15 protein-coding genes are annotated in these 17657 nt (G+C 38.4%); 10 read left to right on the plus strand and 5 right to left on the minus strand.

Annotated elements, in window-relative coordinates; genetic code table 11:
* The first annotated feature begins 341 nt into the window (after positions 1–341).
* From gltC to KHA96_RS10475, 8 genes are all read left to right on the plus strand, one after another.
* The gene (gene gltC, locus KHA96_RS10440; protein WP_213129236.1) at positions 342–1244 is read left to right on the plus strand and encodes a glutamate biosynthesis transcriptional regulator GltC; all 903 of its coding nucleotides are present in this window, start codon (positions 342–344) and stop codon (positions 1242–1244) included.
* Between the two features lie 122 nt (positions 1245–1366).
* On the plus strand, positions 1367–2056 hold the full coding sequence (locus KHA96_RS10445) for a phosphoribosylaminoimidazolesuccinocarboxamide synthase (RefSeq protein WP_213129237.1): 690 nt from the start codon (positions 1367–1369) through the stop codon (positions 2054–2056).
* Between the two features lie 22 nt (positions 2057–2078).
* Positions 2079–2528 carry a nucleoside deaminase gene (locus KHA96_RS10450; RefSeq protein ID WP_213129238.1) on the plus strand — a complete coding sequence of 150 codons (450 nt, stop codon included), beginning with the start codon at positions 2079–2081 and terminating at the stop codon, positions 2526–2528.
* 244 nt (positions 2529–2772) lie between these two features.
* Complete coding sequence (locus tag KHA96_RS10455) at positions 2773–3810, plus strand: SepM family pheromone-processing serine protease (RefSeq protein ID WP_213129239.1); 1038 nt, start codon at positions 2773–2775, stop codon at positions 3808–3810.
* Positions 3811–4722 (plus strand): DUF1002 domain-containing protein, encoded by a 912-nt coding sequence (locus KHA96_RS10460; protein WP_213129240.1) that lies wholly within the window; start codon positions 3811–3813, stop codon positions 4720–4722.
* Positions 4723–4844: 122 nt separating this feature from the next.
* The gene (locus KHA96_RS10465; protein WP_213129911.1) at positions 4845–5876 is read left to right on the plus strand and encodes an NAD(P)-dependent alcohol dehydrogenase; all 1032 of its coding nucleotides are present in this window, start codon (positions 4845–4847) and stop codon (positions 5874–5876) included.
* A gap of 16 nt (positions 5877–5892) precedes the next feature.
* Positions 5893–7065 carry an acyl-CoA dehydrogenase family protein gene (locus KHA96_RS10470; RefSeq protein WP_213129241.1) on the plus strand — a complete coding sequence of 391 codons (1173 nt, stop codon included), beginning with the start codon at positions 5893–5895 and terminating at the stop codon, positions 7063–7065.
* A 19-nt stretch (positions 7066–7084) separates the two neighbouring features.
* Entirely contained in the window at positions 7085–8464 is a 1380-nt protein-coding gene (locus tag KHA96_RS10475; protein ID WP_213129242.1) for a M17 family metallopeptidase, read from the plus strand.
* 186 nt (positions 8465–8650) lie between these two features.
* Here KHA96_RS10475 and KHA96_RS10480 read toward each other — a convergent pair whose 3' ends face one another.
* From KHA96_RS10480 to KHA96_RS10500, 5 genes are all read right to left on the minus strand, one after another.
* Positions 8651–9667 (minus strand): DUF1646 family protein, encoded by a 1017-nt coding sequence (locus tag KHA96_RS10480; protein WP_213129243.1) that lies wholly within the window; start codon positions 9665–9667, stop codon positions 8651–8653.
* 184 nt (positions 9668–9851) lie between these two features.
* A complete protein-coding gene (locus KHA96_RS10485) occupies positions 9852–10367 on the minus strand; it encodes a hypothetical protein (RefSeq protein WP_213129244.1) in 516 nt (171 codons plus the stop codon).
* Positions 10337–11656 carry a PQQ-dependent sugar dehydrogenase gene (locus KHA96_RS10490; protein ID WP_249315453.1) on the minus strand — a complete coding sequence of 440 codons (1320 nt, stop codon included), beginning with the start codon at positions 11654–11656 and terminating at the stop codon, positions 10337–10339. The genes KHA96_RS10485 and KHA96_RS10490 overlap by 31 nt, the downstream gene beginning before the upstream one ends.
* A 226-nt stretch (positions 11657–11882) precedes the next feature.
* Positions 11883–13475 (minus strand): acetolactate synthase large subunit, encoded by a 1593-nt coding sequence (locus KHA96_RS10495; protein ID WP_213129245.1) that lies wholly within the window; start codon positions 13473–13475, stop codon positions 11883–11885.
* A 254-nt stretch (positions 13476–13729) separates the two neighbouring features.
* Positions 13730–13924, minus strand: coding sequence for a hypothetical protein (locus KHA96_RS10500; RefSeq protein WP_213129246.1), 195 nt, complete (start codon positions 13922–13924; stop codon positions 13730–13732).
* A 207-nt stretch (positions 13925–14131) separates the two neighbouring features.
* On the opposite strand from KHA96_RS10500, the gene KHA96_RS10505 reads away from it, so the two are divergent.
* Both KHA96_RS10505 and KHA96_RS10510 read left to right on the plus strand, forming a co-directional pair.
* Positions 14132–15934 carry an ABC transporter substrate-binding protein gene (locus tag KHA96_RS10505; protein WP_213129247.1) on the plus strand — a complete coding sequence of 601 codons (1803 nt, stop codon included), beginning with the start codon at positions 14132–14134 and terminating at the stop codon, positions 15932–15934.
* A 576-nt stretch (positions 15935–16510) separates the two neighbouring features.
* Positions 16511–17443: a S66 peptidase family protein gene (locus KHA96_RS10510; protein WP_213129913.1), complete on the plus strand. Its 933-nt coding sequence runs from the start codon at positions 16511–16513 to the stop codon at positions 17441–17443.
* Positions 17444–17657: the final 214 nt, after the last annotated feature.

Here is a 17657-nt window from a genome sequence, read left to right on the forward strand (position 1 = left end):
AAATGTTCTGAGTCAAATAAGTCGGTATTTGCCTTTTCATGACTCTGGTTTTTGACCTCGAGGGGCTAAGGACTGCTGCTAGACACATTATCTTACAACGTCGTTCTGACCCGCATTATTGCGGGTCTCAGACAAGCAATATTCTGAAGATCAAAAAATTTATTCTTCATTTAGACTGTTTTATCTTTGAGGATGCAGCTCTGATAAAACTAATCGTAAAATACCTAACTTAACGAAACTTCTTGTTAAAAGATATTTTATCTTCTACAATTAATCTAAACAATATGGATATTAGATAATATTAATGCCTTTATGAGATGAATGGAAAGAAGGTGGATATTTTGGAATTAAGACAAATACAATATTTCATTGAAGTTGCTAAACGAGAACATATGACAGATGCCGCTGAAGCCTTACATGTCGCGCAATCTGCAGTCAGTAGACAAATTGTTAATCTAGAAGCTGAGCTTGGCGTTGATCTCTTCATTAGGGAAGGAAGAAATATACGTTTGACACCAATTGGACACATGTTCTTAAAGAAAATGCATGAAGCGATGGACGTAATTGAACAAGCTAAGAGAGAAATTGAAGAATCCCTAGACCCTGAAAAAGGTACCGTCAGAATTGGATTTCCAAGTAGCCTTGCTGCTCATTTACTTCCCACTGTAGTATCAGCATTTCGCAAACAATACCCCTATGTAAAGTTTCAACTACATCAAGATTCATACCATCATTTAATTGATTCCGTTATAAAAGGTGAAATCGATATGGCACTTTTAGGGCCGCTACCAACGGAAGAAAGACGGGTAAAAAGTCAAATTCTATTTATGGAGAATCTTGTTGCGTTATTATCTACAAACCATCCTTTGGCAAAAAAATCATCCATCACCTTAGATGACCTGCGCAGCGACTCCTTTATTTTATCACCAAGAGGATACATTCTTAGAGATATTGTTATTAAGGCTTGTAAACAGCGTGGATTCGAACCCGTCGTATCCTTTGAAGGAAAAGATATCGACGCTATAAAAGGGTTGGTTTCAGCAGGGCTTGGTGCAACGTTGCTTCCAGAAATAACCTTAGTCGACAGTTTACCCCGTTCCACTGTAAAAATTCAAATTGTTGAGCCGCGAGTTACACGAGCAGTCGGAGTGATTATTCCTCGGGATCGGGTGCTTATGCCGACTGAATTACTCTTTTATGAGTTTTTAAGAAACTTTTTCCATACATTAACAGGATATCAATAATAAAGATTGTTTTACCCAAATTAAATAGAAGTCAAACTCCATTTAAAAAATTGGAACAACTATCGTTTAATTTTTGCTATACTGTTTATGCAATATCACTTCATAGAGAGAAGGAATGCTAAATGAAATTTGTTTATCAGGGGAAGACAAAGGATGTATATTCTCTAGAAGATGGAAATTATTTATTAAAATTCAAAGACGATGTCACAGGTGAAGATGGAGTTTTCGATCCAGGAGCAAACACAGTCGGTCTACAAATTGAAGGCGCAGGAAAAGCTGGGCTTCGTTTAACAAAGTTCTTTTTCGAAATTTTACAAGAAAAAGAAATTCCAACACATTATGTGAATGCGAATGTAGACGCTGCCGAGATGATCGTAAAGCCTGGAAAAGTTTTTGGTCATGGTCTTGAAGTGATTTGTCGGTATAGAGCGGTTGGAAGTTTCCTGCGCAGATATGGCAAGTATGCTGTGGAAGGGCAAGAATTAGACGCTTTTGTGGAAGTGACTTTAAAAGATGACGAACGCCAAGACCCGCCAATCAGTGCGGATGCACTTAATATGCTGGGAATATTATCCCTTTCAGAATATGATGAACTAAAAAAATTGACCCAGAAAATCAGCGGTATTGTAAAAGATGAATTGCAAAAAAGAAACATAGAATTGTATGACATAAAACTAGAATTCGGCAGAACAGAACAGGGCAATGAAATTATGCTCATAGATGAAATTTCCGGTGGAAATATGCGAGCCTATAAAGATGGCATGTATATCGAGCCTTTAGAATTGGAAAAAATGTTAGCAGCTCAAATGTAATTGTTTTTTCGGAGGCGATAACATGGATCGGTTTATGAAGAGGGCGGTTGAGCTAGCCGCTAACAATGTAAAAGATGGTGGACAGCCATTTGGAGCAGTGCTCGTAAAAGATGATGAAGTAATTGCAGAAGGTGTAAATGAGCTTCATATAAAGTATGATGTAAGTGGGCATGCTGAGCTAATTGCGATTCGAAAAGCCCAGGAAAAATTGCAAACCATCGACTTAAGCGGCTACACAATGTATGCGAGTGGAGAGCCGTGTCCAATGTGCATGACGGCCATTTATTTTTCGGGCATTAAGAACGTATACTATTGCGCTTCGATAGAAGATGCTAAGGAAAATGGACTTGGTGCTTCATCATTTATATACAAAGAATTATCATTATCACGGGAACACCGGTCAATCGACATCATACATATGCCTCTTGAGCCAGGAATGGTTAATCCATTATCAAAATGGGCTAATAAGTAAAATAAGGTCAGTCCGAATTCCGGCTGGCCCTTCGTTTTTTGGGGCGGGGAAAAATTCATAAAAAGCTATTTCATTGTTCAACCTATGCATAATTTAGATTGAACATTTAAAAAGGCTGGAATTGATTCCGAATTCTAATCACCTCTAAGCCTTTTAGAAAAAAGTGAAACTTATGAACCTCTTTGTGCGTCTATAAAAATTGAAAATATCTACGTAGATATTTTAAGAAAGAAAGGGAGCAGATATGGGCTTTTTTAAGCAGCGAAAAAGTAAAGTTTTTGCAGTGATATGCGTTTTGCTTGTTGTGACGTTCTTTATCCCTACGCCATACTACATTTTTCAACCCGGATCTGTGGAAGAACTTGGTTCAAAAGTAACAGTAGAGGGCGGTGATAAAACATCTAAGGGGAGTTTGTATTTGACAACTGTTCTTTCTTTAAGGGCTAGTAATATTTATTATTTAGCCTATGGTATGATTGCTCCGCACACAGATTTACGGAAAGTAGTGGAAGTAAGGGGCGACATGTCCGACGAAGAGTATAGTAAAATCTTGGAACATATGATGACCACTTCTCAACAGCATGCTCTTGTTGCAGGCTTGCGAGCTGCAGGTGAAGAAGTAAATGTGGAGTCAAATGGTATTTTTGTCACAAGCATCCTTGCTACTTCTAATGCAAAAGGAAAGCTCAATATTGGAGATGTTATCACACAAGTTGATGATCAGTCTGTTGCTAAAGCATCCGATTTTCTTGAGTATCTTTCAAATAAAAAAGCTGGCGATACAGTAAAGTTAATGTTTAATCGTGATGGTACTGTTAAAACAGAAACTGTAGAGCTCATTCCGATTAAAAATAGCCCTAATCAATCGGGGGTTGGGATCGGACCTGAGGATCAATATAAGGTTGAGACAAATCGCACCGTTAAAATTAGTGCAGAAGACATTGGAGGGCCATCTGCTGGTCTCATGTTTTCACTTGAGGTTTATAATCAGTTGACTTCTGGTGATATCACAAAAGGATATGAAATAGCGGGTACCGGTACGATTGACATGGATGGCAATGTTGGCCAAATAGGTGGAATTCGTGAAAAAATTACTGCAGTAGAAAAGGCAGGAATGGATATTTTCTTTTGCCCAGCAGATATATTAGATGGGGATACAAATGAAGCAGATGTAAAAGACGAAGTGCGAAAAGAAGGGTACAACGTTAAAATCGTGCCTGTAAAAACAATACAAGAAGCGATTAATTATTTGGAAAAGCTGGCGCCTAAGGAGGGGAAATAGTTGAAACAATGGGGCAAAATCGCCATAACATTTTTATTGGGCATAAGCTTTATCCTAAATGGAATTGGATCAGCTGCAGCCGATCAAAATACGGATGAAGATGTAATTAATGAGAAATTTGGCCTTCCTATCGTCGTATATGGAGAGACGTTAACAGATGAGCAAAAAGACGAAGTGAGAAAGCTTTTAAAAGTAAAGGATCCCTCTTTAGTAGAAGAAATAACTGTTACTGCTAAGGACTTAGCTCGACTAATCGATGGAAACCCAAATTCAAGGATGTTTTCTTCAGCTAAAATTACACTGAAAGAAAAAGGAAATGGTCTCGTTGTTACTCGGGTGACTCCGGATTATATTACAGAAGTTACCGAGGAAATGTATGCCAACGCAATGTTGACCGCTGGTATAGAAAATGCCACTGTTGATGTTGCATCTCCTGTTAAAGTTACTGGACATTCAGCACTTGTCGGAATCTATAAGGCGTACGAAAGCCGCGGAGAAAATTTGGACAAAGATAGAATGGAAGTAGCGAATGAAGAGCTTGATTTAGCAACGGATTTAGCGGGAAAAGAAGGTCTAGATGATGAGAAAGTCAGTGAGTTGTTAACTGAAATTAAAAAGGCAATTGCTGACCAAAATCCAGCCACTAAAGAAGATGTTGAAAGAATAGTAGAAGAACAACTGAAAAAGATGAAAATTGAACTAAGTCCAGAGGATCGTCAATTACTGATCGATTTATTCGAAAAAATGCGTTCAATAAATATTGATTTTGGAAATGTGAAAAATCAACTTGACGATATTTCAAAGGATATAAAAAAGAAGTTAGAAGATGTAATTGGTGATGAAGGGTTCTGGGATAGTGTCAGCAACTTTTTCAAAAAGCTTTTTGAGTCGATTGCAAACCTATTTAAATAGTTTAGAAGATAAAAGACAGTATGAACAATCACTGTCTTTTTTTTATAACTTTTTAGGTTAATAGAGGTATAATAATGTAAAGGTTTTCTAATAGTGAGGGGGAGAGTGACTTGTCGGCTGTTATGAAAGCAGCAATCTTAAATAAACCGTTAGATATTGAGGTTAAACAAGTAGCCGTTCCGGTGCCGAAAAAGGATGAAGCGCTAGTAAAAGTATTCTGTATTGGTGTTTGCGGATCCGATGTCCACTATTATGAACACGGAAAAATCGGCAGATATGAAGTAAAGGAGCCGCTTATATTAGGACATGAATTGGCTGGCGAAGTAGTAGAAATCGGCGATAATGTGACCAATATTGCGATTGGAGATCGAGTGGCTGTAGAGCCTGGAGTCACTTGTGGAAGATGTGAATACTGCAAATCCGGAAGGTATAACCTTTGTCCAGATGTTGTATTTATGGCAACCCCTCCTGTTGATGGAGCATGGGCGGAGCATGTTGTTATTCGAAGTGATTTCCTTTTCAAAATTCCCGATGAGATGTCTTATGAAGAAGGTGCTTTACTAGAACCACTTTCTGTAGGGATCCATGCGATGAAGCGTGGAAAGGCAACGATGGCTGATCGGCTTTTTGTCAGTGGACTGGGTCCGATTGGGCTGTTAGCCATTCAAGCAGCGAAAATGTTTGGGATTACGGAAATCTACGCTAGCGATGTCGTCCCATTTAGAGGACAGCTCGCAAAAGGATTAGGTGTGACGGCTATTTTTGACCCCATCCACGAAGATATTCATGAGCGCATTGCAACAATAACTGAGCAAAAAGGAGTAAATTTAGTAGTAGAAACATCCGGTAATGGAAAAGCCATCTCTGATACAATAAAAATAGTCAATAGAGGGGGGCGCATTGTTCTCATTGGGCTTCCAACCTCAGATTCGATTTGCTTGGATGTAAACCAATTGATTGATGGAGAAATAGATGTTTTTGGCGTATTTCGCTACGCAAATACATATCCCATTGCCATTCAAGCATTAAAGAATTCGCAAATCGATATTGAAGACATCATAACTCATAAGTTTTCGTTAGATGATATTAAGGACGCCGTTGAACTTGCTCGAACTCAAAAAGATACGAGTGTGAAAGTAATGATATATCCTTAAGAAGCGAGGTAATTTTATGCAATATAATGACTATTTTATTCGAAATGAAAGAGAACAAAGGTTTGCGGAAATGGCTGATAATCTTGCGGTTAACTTTGCAAAAAGAGCTTTCGAGCATGATGTAGAAGGATCATTTCCTTTTGAAAACTTCCAAGATATGAAAGAAGCGGGATACTTAAAAACGACAGTACCTAAGGAATACGGAGGGGACGGGGCATCTTTATATGAGATGGTTCTCATGCAAGAGAGAATTGCAAAAGGGGATGGCTCAACTGCACTTGGAGTAGGCTGGCATGTAGGAATGATGCTTAGTTTAAGAGAAAACCGCGAATGGCCAGAAGAGCTATTCAAAGATTTCTGTGAAAAAGTAGTAGAAGATGGTGAAATGATCAATTCGTTTGCGAGCGAACGTGCTACCGGAAGCCCTGCCCGTGGAGGTCGGCCCCAGACAACAGCTGAAAAAACAGCAGATGGGTGGATCATATCTGGAAGAAAAACATTCAGTACATTAAGCCCGATATTGAATTATTTCACGGTTAGTGCCGGCATCAAAGACGAAAATAAAATCGGTCGCTTTTTAGTTAAAAAATCTGAGAATGTAGAAATTGAGGAAACATGGAACACAATGAGCATGAGGGCGACAGGGAGCCATGATGTTATTTTAGACAACGTGCACGTACCCGACTCCGCGTTGATTGAAATTGAAATTCCGGGAGAGAAAACACATCATCAAACTGATTCTGGCTGGATGCTGCATATTCCTGCCTGTTATATTGGCATCGCACATGCAGCACGTGACTTTGCTGTAAAGTTTGCTTTAAATTATCGCCCTAATAGTTTGCCGGGTCCCATAGCCGAAGTTGAACATATTCAGCAGAAGATAGGAAAAATAGAAGCAGAATTAAAAACGGCAAGAATGTTGCTGTATTCTGTAGCGGATCGTTGGGACAAAAACCCAGCGGAAAGGCTGGGGCTCAAGTCTGAATTAGGTCTTGTCAAATATGTGGCAACAAATTCCGCTTTATCCATAGTGGATCAAGCGATGCGAATTGTCGGAGGGGGCAGTCTATCGAGAAAGCTGCCATTAGAAAGAATGTATCGCGATGTGCGAGCAGGCTTGCATAATCCTCCGATGGATGATGCCGTATTGAAGGGACTTGCTACTGCAGCACTTTGGCCAAAAAATTAATAACTAGGAGAGAGATTACATGACATCTAAGGCATATATTACTTTTTCAAATAATTCTCTTGTGGAAAATGACCCACAATTAAAAGAGTTTATTCAAAACCACCAAGAAAAATTTATTACACTATTATTAGACGGAAACGTTTATACCATCATTAAAGAAAAAGATTGGATTTATGAAGATGTAAGAAATATGGCAGGATCTATTGCGAGAGAATTGAGTGGAAGGAAAATTCCATCAGTCGTATTAGAAGGAGCTGTTTTAGAAAATGGTTTTTCTAAATTAGACAAAGGAAAAGCAGTTTGTGCTTTTATCGAAGGATGGGAATTAGGTTCATATCAATTTTTAACCTATAAATCTAATAAAAGTTCCTTTAAAACAAGATTAGAATTAATAGATTGTGAAGATGTTGAGGCTTGTATTAAAGAGGGAGAAGCAAGAGCAAAGGCTGTATCATTTTCAAGAGATTTGATGAATGAAATTCCAAGTGCATTAAATCCGGAAACATATCCAGAGTTACTTGAAAAGGAATTCCGGAATACAGACGCAAAAGTGCAAATTGTGCGAGGAAAGCAACTAGAAGAACGTCAAATGAATGGAGTTTTAGCCGTTTGTCGTGGCAGTAAGTATGAGCCTGCTTTCGTAGAAATTTCTTATTGCCGTGATAAATCAAAGCCTCACATCGTGCTTGTAGGAAAAGGGGTTACATTTGATACAGGAGGCATTAGTTTAAAAAGAGGCGCTGATATAAGTGATATGAAAATGGACATGGGGGGATCGGCAGCAGTTTCAGGTGCGATGAAGCTCCTAGTTGATATGAAAGCAAATGTAAACGTAACGGCACTCATTCCAATCGTGGAAAATATGCCGGATAGCCAATCATTTCTACCTTCAGAAGTGATCCATTATAAAAATGGCTTAACGGTTCAAGTTGGAAATACAGATGCAGAAGGAAGACTCATACTAGCGGACGGTTTAATTCGCGCCGGCGAGTTAAAAGCCGATTATATTGTAGATATTGCTACTTTAACAGGTGCAATTGGAAATGCACTCGGATCGAAAATAGCAGGTGTATTTGGTGATGAAGAGTTGGCAGATGAAATGAAAAAAGTCGGCAGGGAGAACGGAGACTACGTCTGGCCAATGCCGCTTGTAGACGCTTATGATGCCTATTTAAATAGTGATTACGCAGATCTTTGCAACATCAGTTCAAAAGGCGAGGCAGGCTCTATTACAGCAGGCTTATTCTTGCGCCGATTCGTTCCAAAATCGAGTAAATGGCTGCATATCGATATGGCAGGGGTAATGGCCAGCAGTCGCACCTCAGGATATTATCCAAAGGCGGCAACAGGATTTGGTGCCCGTCTTTTAGCGGATTTTACAACGTATATCTCGAAGTGATGAGAAAAGCGCAACCGCCTTGCTCATCGACGTACAAACTCAGTGTCTTCGACTGCAGCTAGACAAGAAGAGCCGACGTTGACTTATCGTAGGGAGAAGGGCAAGAAGTTTATATGTCGATAGCGGTGTAGCTAGATAATAAAAATAAAAAGTGGCGCATTTCTGAAACAGAAATGCGCCACTTTTTTATCCGAAAATTAGTATAACAATAAAATACACAACCATAGCAATTAAGCCTACAGGCACTCCGAAACGTGCCCACTCACGGCTCGTAATGTTCAATTTTCCTGCTGCAATGATGTTAGGGATGTTACCTGGTATGAGCATTCCTCCACTAATTAAAAGACCAAGCAAGATCGCCTTAATCGTAGGCTCGTCCATAGCAGGACTAATTTCTGCCGCTGCTAGTGTTGCATTATCCAAAATGGCAGATATCATGTTAATCCAATATAACAATAACGGGCTTAAACCAAGTAAATATTTTTCTATAAATGGTTCAAATCCTGCTCCAAGTAAAGTTAACCCCATTACAAATAAATAGATTTTTACAGCTCGAATAATAATTTCTGAGTAGCTTTCAGTAGTTTGTTGAGCCGATAATCCATTATCCGTTTCTTTTGGATGAACGAGAATGGCAGCAAGGATTCCAAATAATGCTACAGCAGGAATTACATCGATGCCAATCAATTGAAGTAAATAAAAAAAGTCTTCATTAAGCTTACTAATCGCAATGGTAGATAACGGTTCGCCGATAGGTGTCAAAGCCGCCCCGAGACCAATTGAAAAACAGGCAAGAACGACGAGGCGTAATTCTGACTTGCGGTCGAGTTTAAGCACACTGACAATGACTACAAGCACAATCGCCGCTATTATGGCCGTGATGATGCTTGAAATGAGTCCTAAGAAAATGACGGTTAATGCTACAAATAACCGAAAAGGAATAGCTTTGCTTATCCCTAAAATGCTTTTTTCAATCGGTGTTTGGAGCCATTTGAATAATAAGCCCGCAATAAGCACAGCTAATGTAATATGTATAGGATCCTCCAGCGCCTTCATAAACAACTTTCCATCCATCACATGGCTTATGAAAGCCGCAGCTAGTCCCATGACAAATAGGAAGGCCTCTAAATTGTGTTCTACTTTTTTTACAGTAAACGGCAAAAATAAAACGAGTATTAAAATGATCGTTAATCCTAGTATCATATTCTCTTCCTTTACTTTTTTTCCTATTATAACATGAATTAATTTCCGTGATAGTTCCTAGCAACTAAATGAGATTATGGTCATACAATGATTGAAGATTATTGTTAAAAAACTTTAGGGAGAGAAAAATGTATTTTTCAAATATAGTTTCTAATGAAGCTAGATCCATTCATGAGAATGCAAATCAATACTCTTTTACTTGGCGTTTGGTAGTAGTTTCATTATTATGTTGTTTGGCCACTGTCTTCCAATCTGCAGGTGGGTTTATTCCAATAATTGGGTTGTTCATAAGTCCGCTCTCGACGGCACCTATTATGATTTGTTCGATAATATCAATACGACTTGGAATACTTTCGTATTTTTCGACGGTATTTCTCTTATTTATATTACAACCCAGCGAACTCATCGTATTTCCATTTACAACGGGCTTGCTGGGCGTAGGAATGGGAATCGCATTTTTAAGCTTTAAAAGTAGGCTCAGTATTCTTGTTTGCGGATGTGCTGCTTTATTTTTTGGAATCATATCTGTATTGTATCTCATTAAATTTCCGCTGCTCGGACCGATGGCTTCAACATCGTTTAATCTGTATATAACTGGTGGAATATTATTGTTCTCTTTACTGTATACTTGGATTTGGCTTGAAGTAAGTGTGATTTGTTTGAAACGGATTAAAAAGAAGTTTGTCTCGTAATTTTCCAAATGATACCCGTTTTTGGATAAAAACTGCCTGAAGGTTTATTAAGACCAAAATCGGCAATATACATTTCATTGCGGCTTCCAAACACAACATCAATGGGCCTCTCAAATCCGCCAGCTCCTGTTTGTGAAGCTGCAACACCTGTTTTATTAATGGCAAAAGGAAAAACTTCTCCTGTTTCAATGTTTATTCTCGATACACGATGTCCAACGTTCGGAAGTGGCTTGCCACCTGTAGTTCGAGGTGCATTACTGCCAAACTCTGCAATAAAGGCTTCGTTCGTAGGACCAAAAGTTGGGTCGTCATTAAAATCAAAACCCATGATGGCAGAGTGCGGCGCAAAAGTTGCGACAGGGCGGGGCGGCAACATAGGATGTTTTTCAAGTAAAAAAGATGGTTGTGGCTTACCTTCAGGTTTAAATTCACGGTTCGTCACAGGAAGTCCACCAGTAAAATCTGGCCAGCCATACCAAACCCCTTGTTGGATCCATTGAAACTCATCAGGAGAATGATCTACGGGGCGGCTACCTCTTACATCCATGCCATGATTTCCGCAAAAGAGGCGATTAAAACGATCAAATTTAATCCTAAATGGATTTCTTAATCCCCATGCGACAAGTTCGAGATTTGATCCATCCGGATTTGCCCGCAAGATACTTCCGCTTGCCTTAATACTTCCTTTTATGATTTCACCTTTATATGAAGGCGTTCCAAAAGGAGAATATGCTCCGGTAACAGCAGTTCCTTTATCTGATTTGGCAAGAATATTTTTTGTTTGGAAGTTTTCACCTTTCAGCATGATAGGCGCTCCGGGATCGTCATGGAAATAAGGGTGCTCTTTAACCCAATGATTGTCCTCCCCAACGACTCCTGTATTTGTCGCGGTTCCTTGGCCAAAATACATTTTTCCATCATGACCAAAAATAACACGATTATTATGATGGTCTCCAAAGCTTGGAAGGCCAGAGAGGATGTCTTCATTAGACCCATCTTTCTTCACAACAGTTATGAATCCACGATGTGCCACATAAATATCTCCTCGATAATAAGTAATGCCTGTTAGTGGGGGATGGAAACCCTCTGCGATGACGTGAAATCCATTTTCAGTCAGTTTCAAGACTTTTCCACTGCCAGAAAGGATCCCTGCATCACCGACTAGCATAACACCGTCATCAGTAAATGTAATGTTGATGGGGGTTGTTAAATCCTTTGCAAAAACTTCGATCGTATAGCCTGCTGGCAAAGCAATATCATTTGGGTTTACATGTCTTTCTTTCATTTCTCTTTCCAATTATTTTCACCCCATAAAATAATCATTATCCTTATGAATATTCGCAGGGCTTTTAATCTATGTTTGAAGTAAAGAAATCATTTGCAGGATCGGTAAACTCATTTCAATTCTTAATTAAACAACGTTAAAATTAGTTTGAAAGTTTCTCTAATCATCAATTGTTGTAAATTGGATTGGATTTCATTAAGTTTGAACAATCACAATCTACATTTCATCCACGCATTAACTATGATTGGAGAGAAATCTCGAGTAATATGAGTTCCTCCGAAGATAATGCAGACTTTAATAACTCTTCAAATTCTTTCATGCTTTTCGGTCTCACTCCTTTAATCCCAAAACTTCTAGCTAACTGCACAAAATCGGGATTTCCGAATTTAACACCGAAGCTTTTACCAAATTTCTTATTCATCATCTGTTTTTCAAGCTCCAATACATAATCGTTTAGAACAATCACGATAAACGAAAGACCGAGTCGTCTTGCTGTTTCGATTTCTGCAAAATTCATTAACGCTCCTCCGTCTCCCGTAATGCAAATAATGCTGTCATTTGGCCGTGCCATCTTTGCCCCGATTGAACTAGGGATGGCAAGCCCCATTGAAGCAAAGCCGTTTGAGATAAGTGCAGCACCCGCTCGCTTTGGCTGATACGTACGTGCAACTGAGATTTTGTGTGCACCAACATCAGAAATCAAAATTGTTTGATCGGTTGAAATCTTTTCGATCATATGCAAAATATTTTCAGCTGTAAAAGGCAACTGCGATATGTCTTTTTCGTTGTATCTAATTTGATATGATTGTTCGATACTTATTTTTAAATTTCCTGAAGGTGTCCAACTTTTTGAATTGACTTGAAGTGAATTTATTTCTTGTAATGTTTTTGGAATAGTACCTACCAATTCCGAACTTACGGGATAGTATTCATCCACAATGGCCGGCAGTACATCTATATGTAGTACAGGCCTTTTTCTTCGATTCCATTCTTTTGGAAGTCTTTCAACAACATCAAAGCCAATCACAATTAACAAATCTGCTTCATCAATTCCAGATAAAACAAGATCATTTTCCTCAAATCCAAAAGTATAGTAATTAAGTGAATGCTGCTTAGGCAAGATTCCTCTCGCTGTAAAAGAATGGGTGACAGGTGCCTGTAGTCTTTCGATGAAATGAATAACCTCTTTCACTCCTTCTTGCCGTATTGCACCACTCCCGACAATGACAAATGGTCTTTTGCTTTCATTAAGAAGGCTGCAAGCTTTCGTAATTGATAAATGGTCGGGTTGAGATATTGGCAGTGAAAGGGCTGGAATTACCTTAGGAGGTGCAGCCTCCATTGCCAAATTTTCTGGAATAGCAAGGAGAGCAGGGCCAGGCTTTTCCATTTGCGATGCACTAAATGCCTTTCGAATCATTTCTGGAATGGACGAGTTATCATGAATTTGGAAGGCCATCTTTGTTATTGGACTGAATATCTTGACGATGTCAACAAATTGATGTGATCGCTTATTCTGTTTATCAAGTCCAGTTTGCCCTGCAATGGCGACAACTGGAGAGTAATCCAAAAAGGCACTTGCAATCCCAGTTATTAAATTAGTTGCTCCAGGACCTAAAGTGGACGTACAAACTCCAGTCTTGCTGGAAAATTTCCCATATGCACTTGCCATAAATGCAGCACCTTGTTCGTGGCGAACGGGGATGAAGGTGATCTGATTAGATTTTGAAAGAGATTCTATGAAATCTAAAGTTTCCTTTCCGACAATACCAAAGATGTATTCGACTCCTTCGTTTTCCAAACATTGTACAATCACATCTGTTGCTTTCATTTATATCCTCCCGGAAACATGATATTTCCTAATAGTTTTTGATATATACGAAAAAAAATGCTTCCTAATTTCGAAGCATTTTTGTGAAGGATCTTTTCCCAAATATTATTTTAAAGAACTGCAGGTCTGATAAGAACCGATAACTAAACTCTCACAACACCAACTTTAGGGGGATTTCCCATAGTAAACCGGGAATGTCAATTTCATTTCGTCATATTTCCCCGGAAATATTTGATAAATTTCTCCCATAGTCACTAGGAATCATACATTTTTCGACTTCGTTTTTTTGATGCAATAAACTTTTGAAATAAGATTTCCAATAATTCATGTGAAGTTTTTTTAAAATGTCTGTTATGTTTATTAGAATGCATCCATGCTTGATTTGCTTTTCTTTGGATACTCTTTTTTTCTTGTTCCATTATTTTTTCCAATGTATATAAGTTCATCATTTCTGATCTCCTCCAATGTTTGATTAATTCTTATTTTACAGAGGTTGGAGAAGGTTAAAAATGCCATTCATTTACAATGATTTTTCCACTTAAATAACGAAAACATCTATTCCACAGCTGTTTTTCCGTGGTATATTGAATGAAACATGCAAAAGGTGAAATGGAAAGGAATTAAATTTCAACTTATTATTAAAAGGGGGGATGGAAATGATTGCAGATGATTTTATCTCTTTATGGAACTCATTTAATCATACGAAAGAACATGAACCATACCCTGTCTCAATGGGAACCCTTTCTGAATTGTGGTTCTGCACGACCCGAAATGCCAAGCTAATTATTACTAAAATGGTTCAGCTCGGCTGGGTAGAATTTGTCCCGGGAAAAGGGCGGGGAAACCATTCGATATTAACCTTTAAAAAAACGCTTGAGGATATTTTGTTTGATAAAGCTGTACAACTTGTCAAACAGGGGGAACTAAAGGAAGCACTTGAACAAATACAACTATATGGTGAAGGTACTCAAGTGAAGGAAAGGATCATGTCTTGGTTATCTGATTACTTTGGATACAACGTTGAGGATAGTGATGATGACCGAGTTGAAGTTCTCCGTTTTCCAATTTTTCGTCCGATCACAACACTTGATCCTGCACGCATCTATTATGAATTAGATGCCCATATGGCCAGTCAAATATATAGCACACTTATTGATTATGATCAGTCCTCTCAACAAATAAAAGGAATCGTTGCGCACCATTGGGAGTCGAATAAAGATCAAACGAAATGGGTGTTTTATTTACGGAAAGGTGTTCTTTTTCATCATGGAAAGGAACTAGAGGCTGAAGATGTAGTACATACTATTGATCGTTTACGAAACTCACCACATAAATGGTTAGTGCAACAAATAAAAGAAATTGTGATACATGATAAACATACGGTACAGTTTAATTTAAATAGTTCCAATTATCTGTTTTTAAATTATTTATCGTATGTACCGATGTCTATTCTTCCTGCGGATATGTCAAAGGATGAGTTTCCCAATTGTCCAAATGGCACAGGACCGTTTAAAATGTTAAAAAATACATCGAAAGCCTGCATTCTTGAAGCTTTTCCATCTCACTTTTTAGGTAGACCACAACTTGATCGAATTGAAATTTCTAGGATGCCTAATGATGAAAAAATACTGAATCTGAATAAGCAACATTTTGAGCGACTTATCGTAAATCATGATGAAGCTGCTCAGTATGATGATATCTCATGGAAGGTACATGAAGAGATATACGCAGGAAGCAGTGTTTTGAGTATGAATTTATCGAAAGAAGGTCCACAAACCAACCTTTATTTCCGGAAAGCTTTACACCGTTTAATTGATAGGGCCAAAATGGTTTCCGCATTAGGAGAACCTCGCCTGTATCCATCAAATGGATTTCAATTGAGGGGGCTTCCATCAGTTATTGATCGCGAACATAATTCATCAGAAGTCATGCCGCTGCTTCTGCAATCTGGCTATTCTGGGGAACCAATTCAATTGTATTGTTATGAAAGACATGAACCAGATGCCTTTTGGTTAAGAGAAGAGTGCTTGAAATATGGAATCAATTTAGAAATTAACATAGTCAATTGGGATGAAATGGCTCAAATTGAGTTGATTAAACGGGCAGATTGTATATTATTTGAAGTCCTTTTAGGAGATAAAGAGATCTCCCAAATTCATGATTATCAATTTTCCCATAGCTTCTTACGCATTCACTTAAGTGATGAATTAGCTGAGAAAATAGATCGGAAAATTGACGAAGTCTTACAAGAAATAAATCTAAGTGTACGAGAATGCAAATTGTTTGAAATAGAAAGCATTTTAAAAGAACATTATGCAGTCCTCTTCCTCGTCCATAAAAAACTTGGAACCGCTTTTCATCCCTCTGTACAAGGAGTTCATATGAATTCAAGAGGGTGGGTTGATTTTAAAGATATTTGGTTCCAACCAGAAGGAGTAAAAGCTGCGTTGCTTGAATAATGCTCATTTCCAAGAGCCTTGAATAATGAAAAAGAAGCCATCATATAAATGACTACGTTGGCTTCTTTATTATTTTAAATAACTTTTGGAGTTTTGAGACATACACCTATCGAATTTCCAACGGCTTACTAAGATTTGTTATTCATTTCCCGAAGTTTTTTTAAAAAGACTTGCCAAAGAGTTGTCACATATTTTTTTAAAAAAAGGCTATTTGTGCGAACAATGATGCTTTGCCAAGATAGTGCGTGTTTGATTTTCGCTACAGTTGCTCGCTTCCCGGGGGCGGGCAGTTTGTCTAGCTGCAGCGCCTAGCCCTTCGAGGTCATAAGTCATATGACTAAGCAGCTAAAGGCAAGCCACTGCGTAATTTGTCTTATGCTTGTCGGTGCTCGTCAAGGCGCTTACGCATTTCCATGAGCCTGTCTACCTTTCCCGCATGAGTCTCGCACTTTCGCTACAATCCACCTTCAATGGATTTTGTTTTAATAACAACAATCCCTTAGAGAAATCCTTGTACTATCTGACAGGGTGAATGCCGGAAGTCTATTTATTACAAAGGAGTGCTTAACATTGGCAATACAACAAATTAAACCACTCAAAAAAGGCGATACAATCGGACTTACAGCTCCAGCAGGACCAGTGACCAAGGAACGGCTGGAAAAGGCGATTTCTGTTATTAAAGAGATAGGTTTTAATGTTGAGGTAGGAGATACATGCTATGAACATTATGGAGGGTATTTAGCAGGAACTCCTATTCAACGTGCAAATGAATTAAATTCATTGTTTGCCAATCATGCAATTTCTGCTATTTTTTGTCTTCGTGGTGGTTATGGCTCCTTGCATTTGCTTCCGCTATTAGACTATGAAACGATTAAAATGAATCCCAAATTATTTATTGGCTACAGTGATATTACGGCACTTCATATTGCCTTTCAACAAAGATGTGATTTGCCAACGATTCACGGACCAATGCCGGCGTCCGACTTAGTTGAACGTGATAGTTTCACACTTGAGTCGTTGTATTCGATTTTGACAGAATATCCAAACGTAGGTTGTGTAGAAAATCCTCAAAGTGAACTCATTAATTGTCTTGTACCAGGGATAGCGAAAGGGATTTTAGTAGGTGGGAATTTATCTGTATCAGTGAGTACGCTTGGAACACCTTATGAAATAGATACAAAAGGAAAAATTTTATTTTTAGAAGATATTGGCGAAGAACCGTACAGAATCGATAGAATGCTAACGCAGCTTGCATTAGCAGGTAAAATTTCAGACGCTGCAGGAATTGTTCTAGGTACTTGGACTGAATGTTCATCAGAACGATATGCAGATGGATTTCAAGTAGAAGACCTATTTAAAAGCATCATTGCTCCTGCGGGGAAACCTGTGATTTTTAATGTTAGAGCGGGGCATTGTAAATCTTCTTTATCTTTGCCATTAGGACTTTCTGCTTATCTTGATGCTGAAAAAGGTATTTTATCATTTGGGGAACAAAATTTGGCAAATTAGGTAAATAGTATTAAAAACTTTGAGGTTATAGCCGATAATAGAATATATACAGGACTGAAGATATATAAGGAAGATGGTGGGGAAATGAAAAGTTTAAAGGGGAAAATATTAAGAGGCTTTTTAATTATTAATGCTATTCTCTTAATTATAAGCGGTTCCAATTACTTTTTTACAACACAGACAAATAAGCAAACAACTCAAGTAATTGAGGATC

It is taken from the genome of Bacillus sp. FJAT-49711, from assembly GCF_018343715.1.
Taxonomy (GTDB): domain Bacteria; phylum Bacillota; class Bacilli; order Bacillales; family Bacillaceae_C; genus Lederbergia.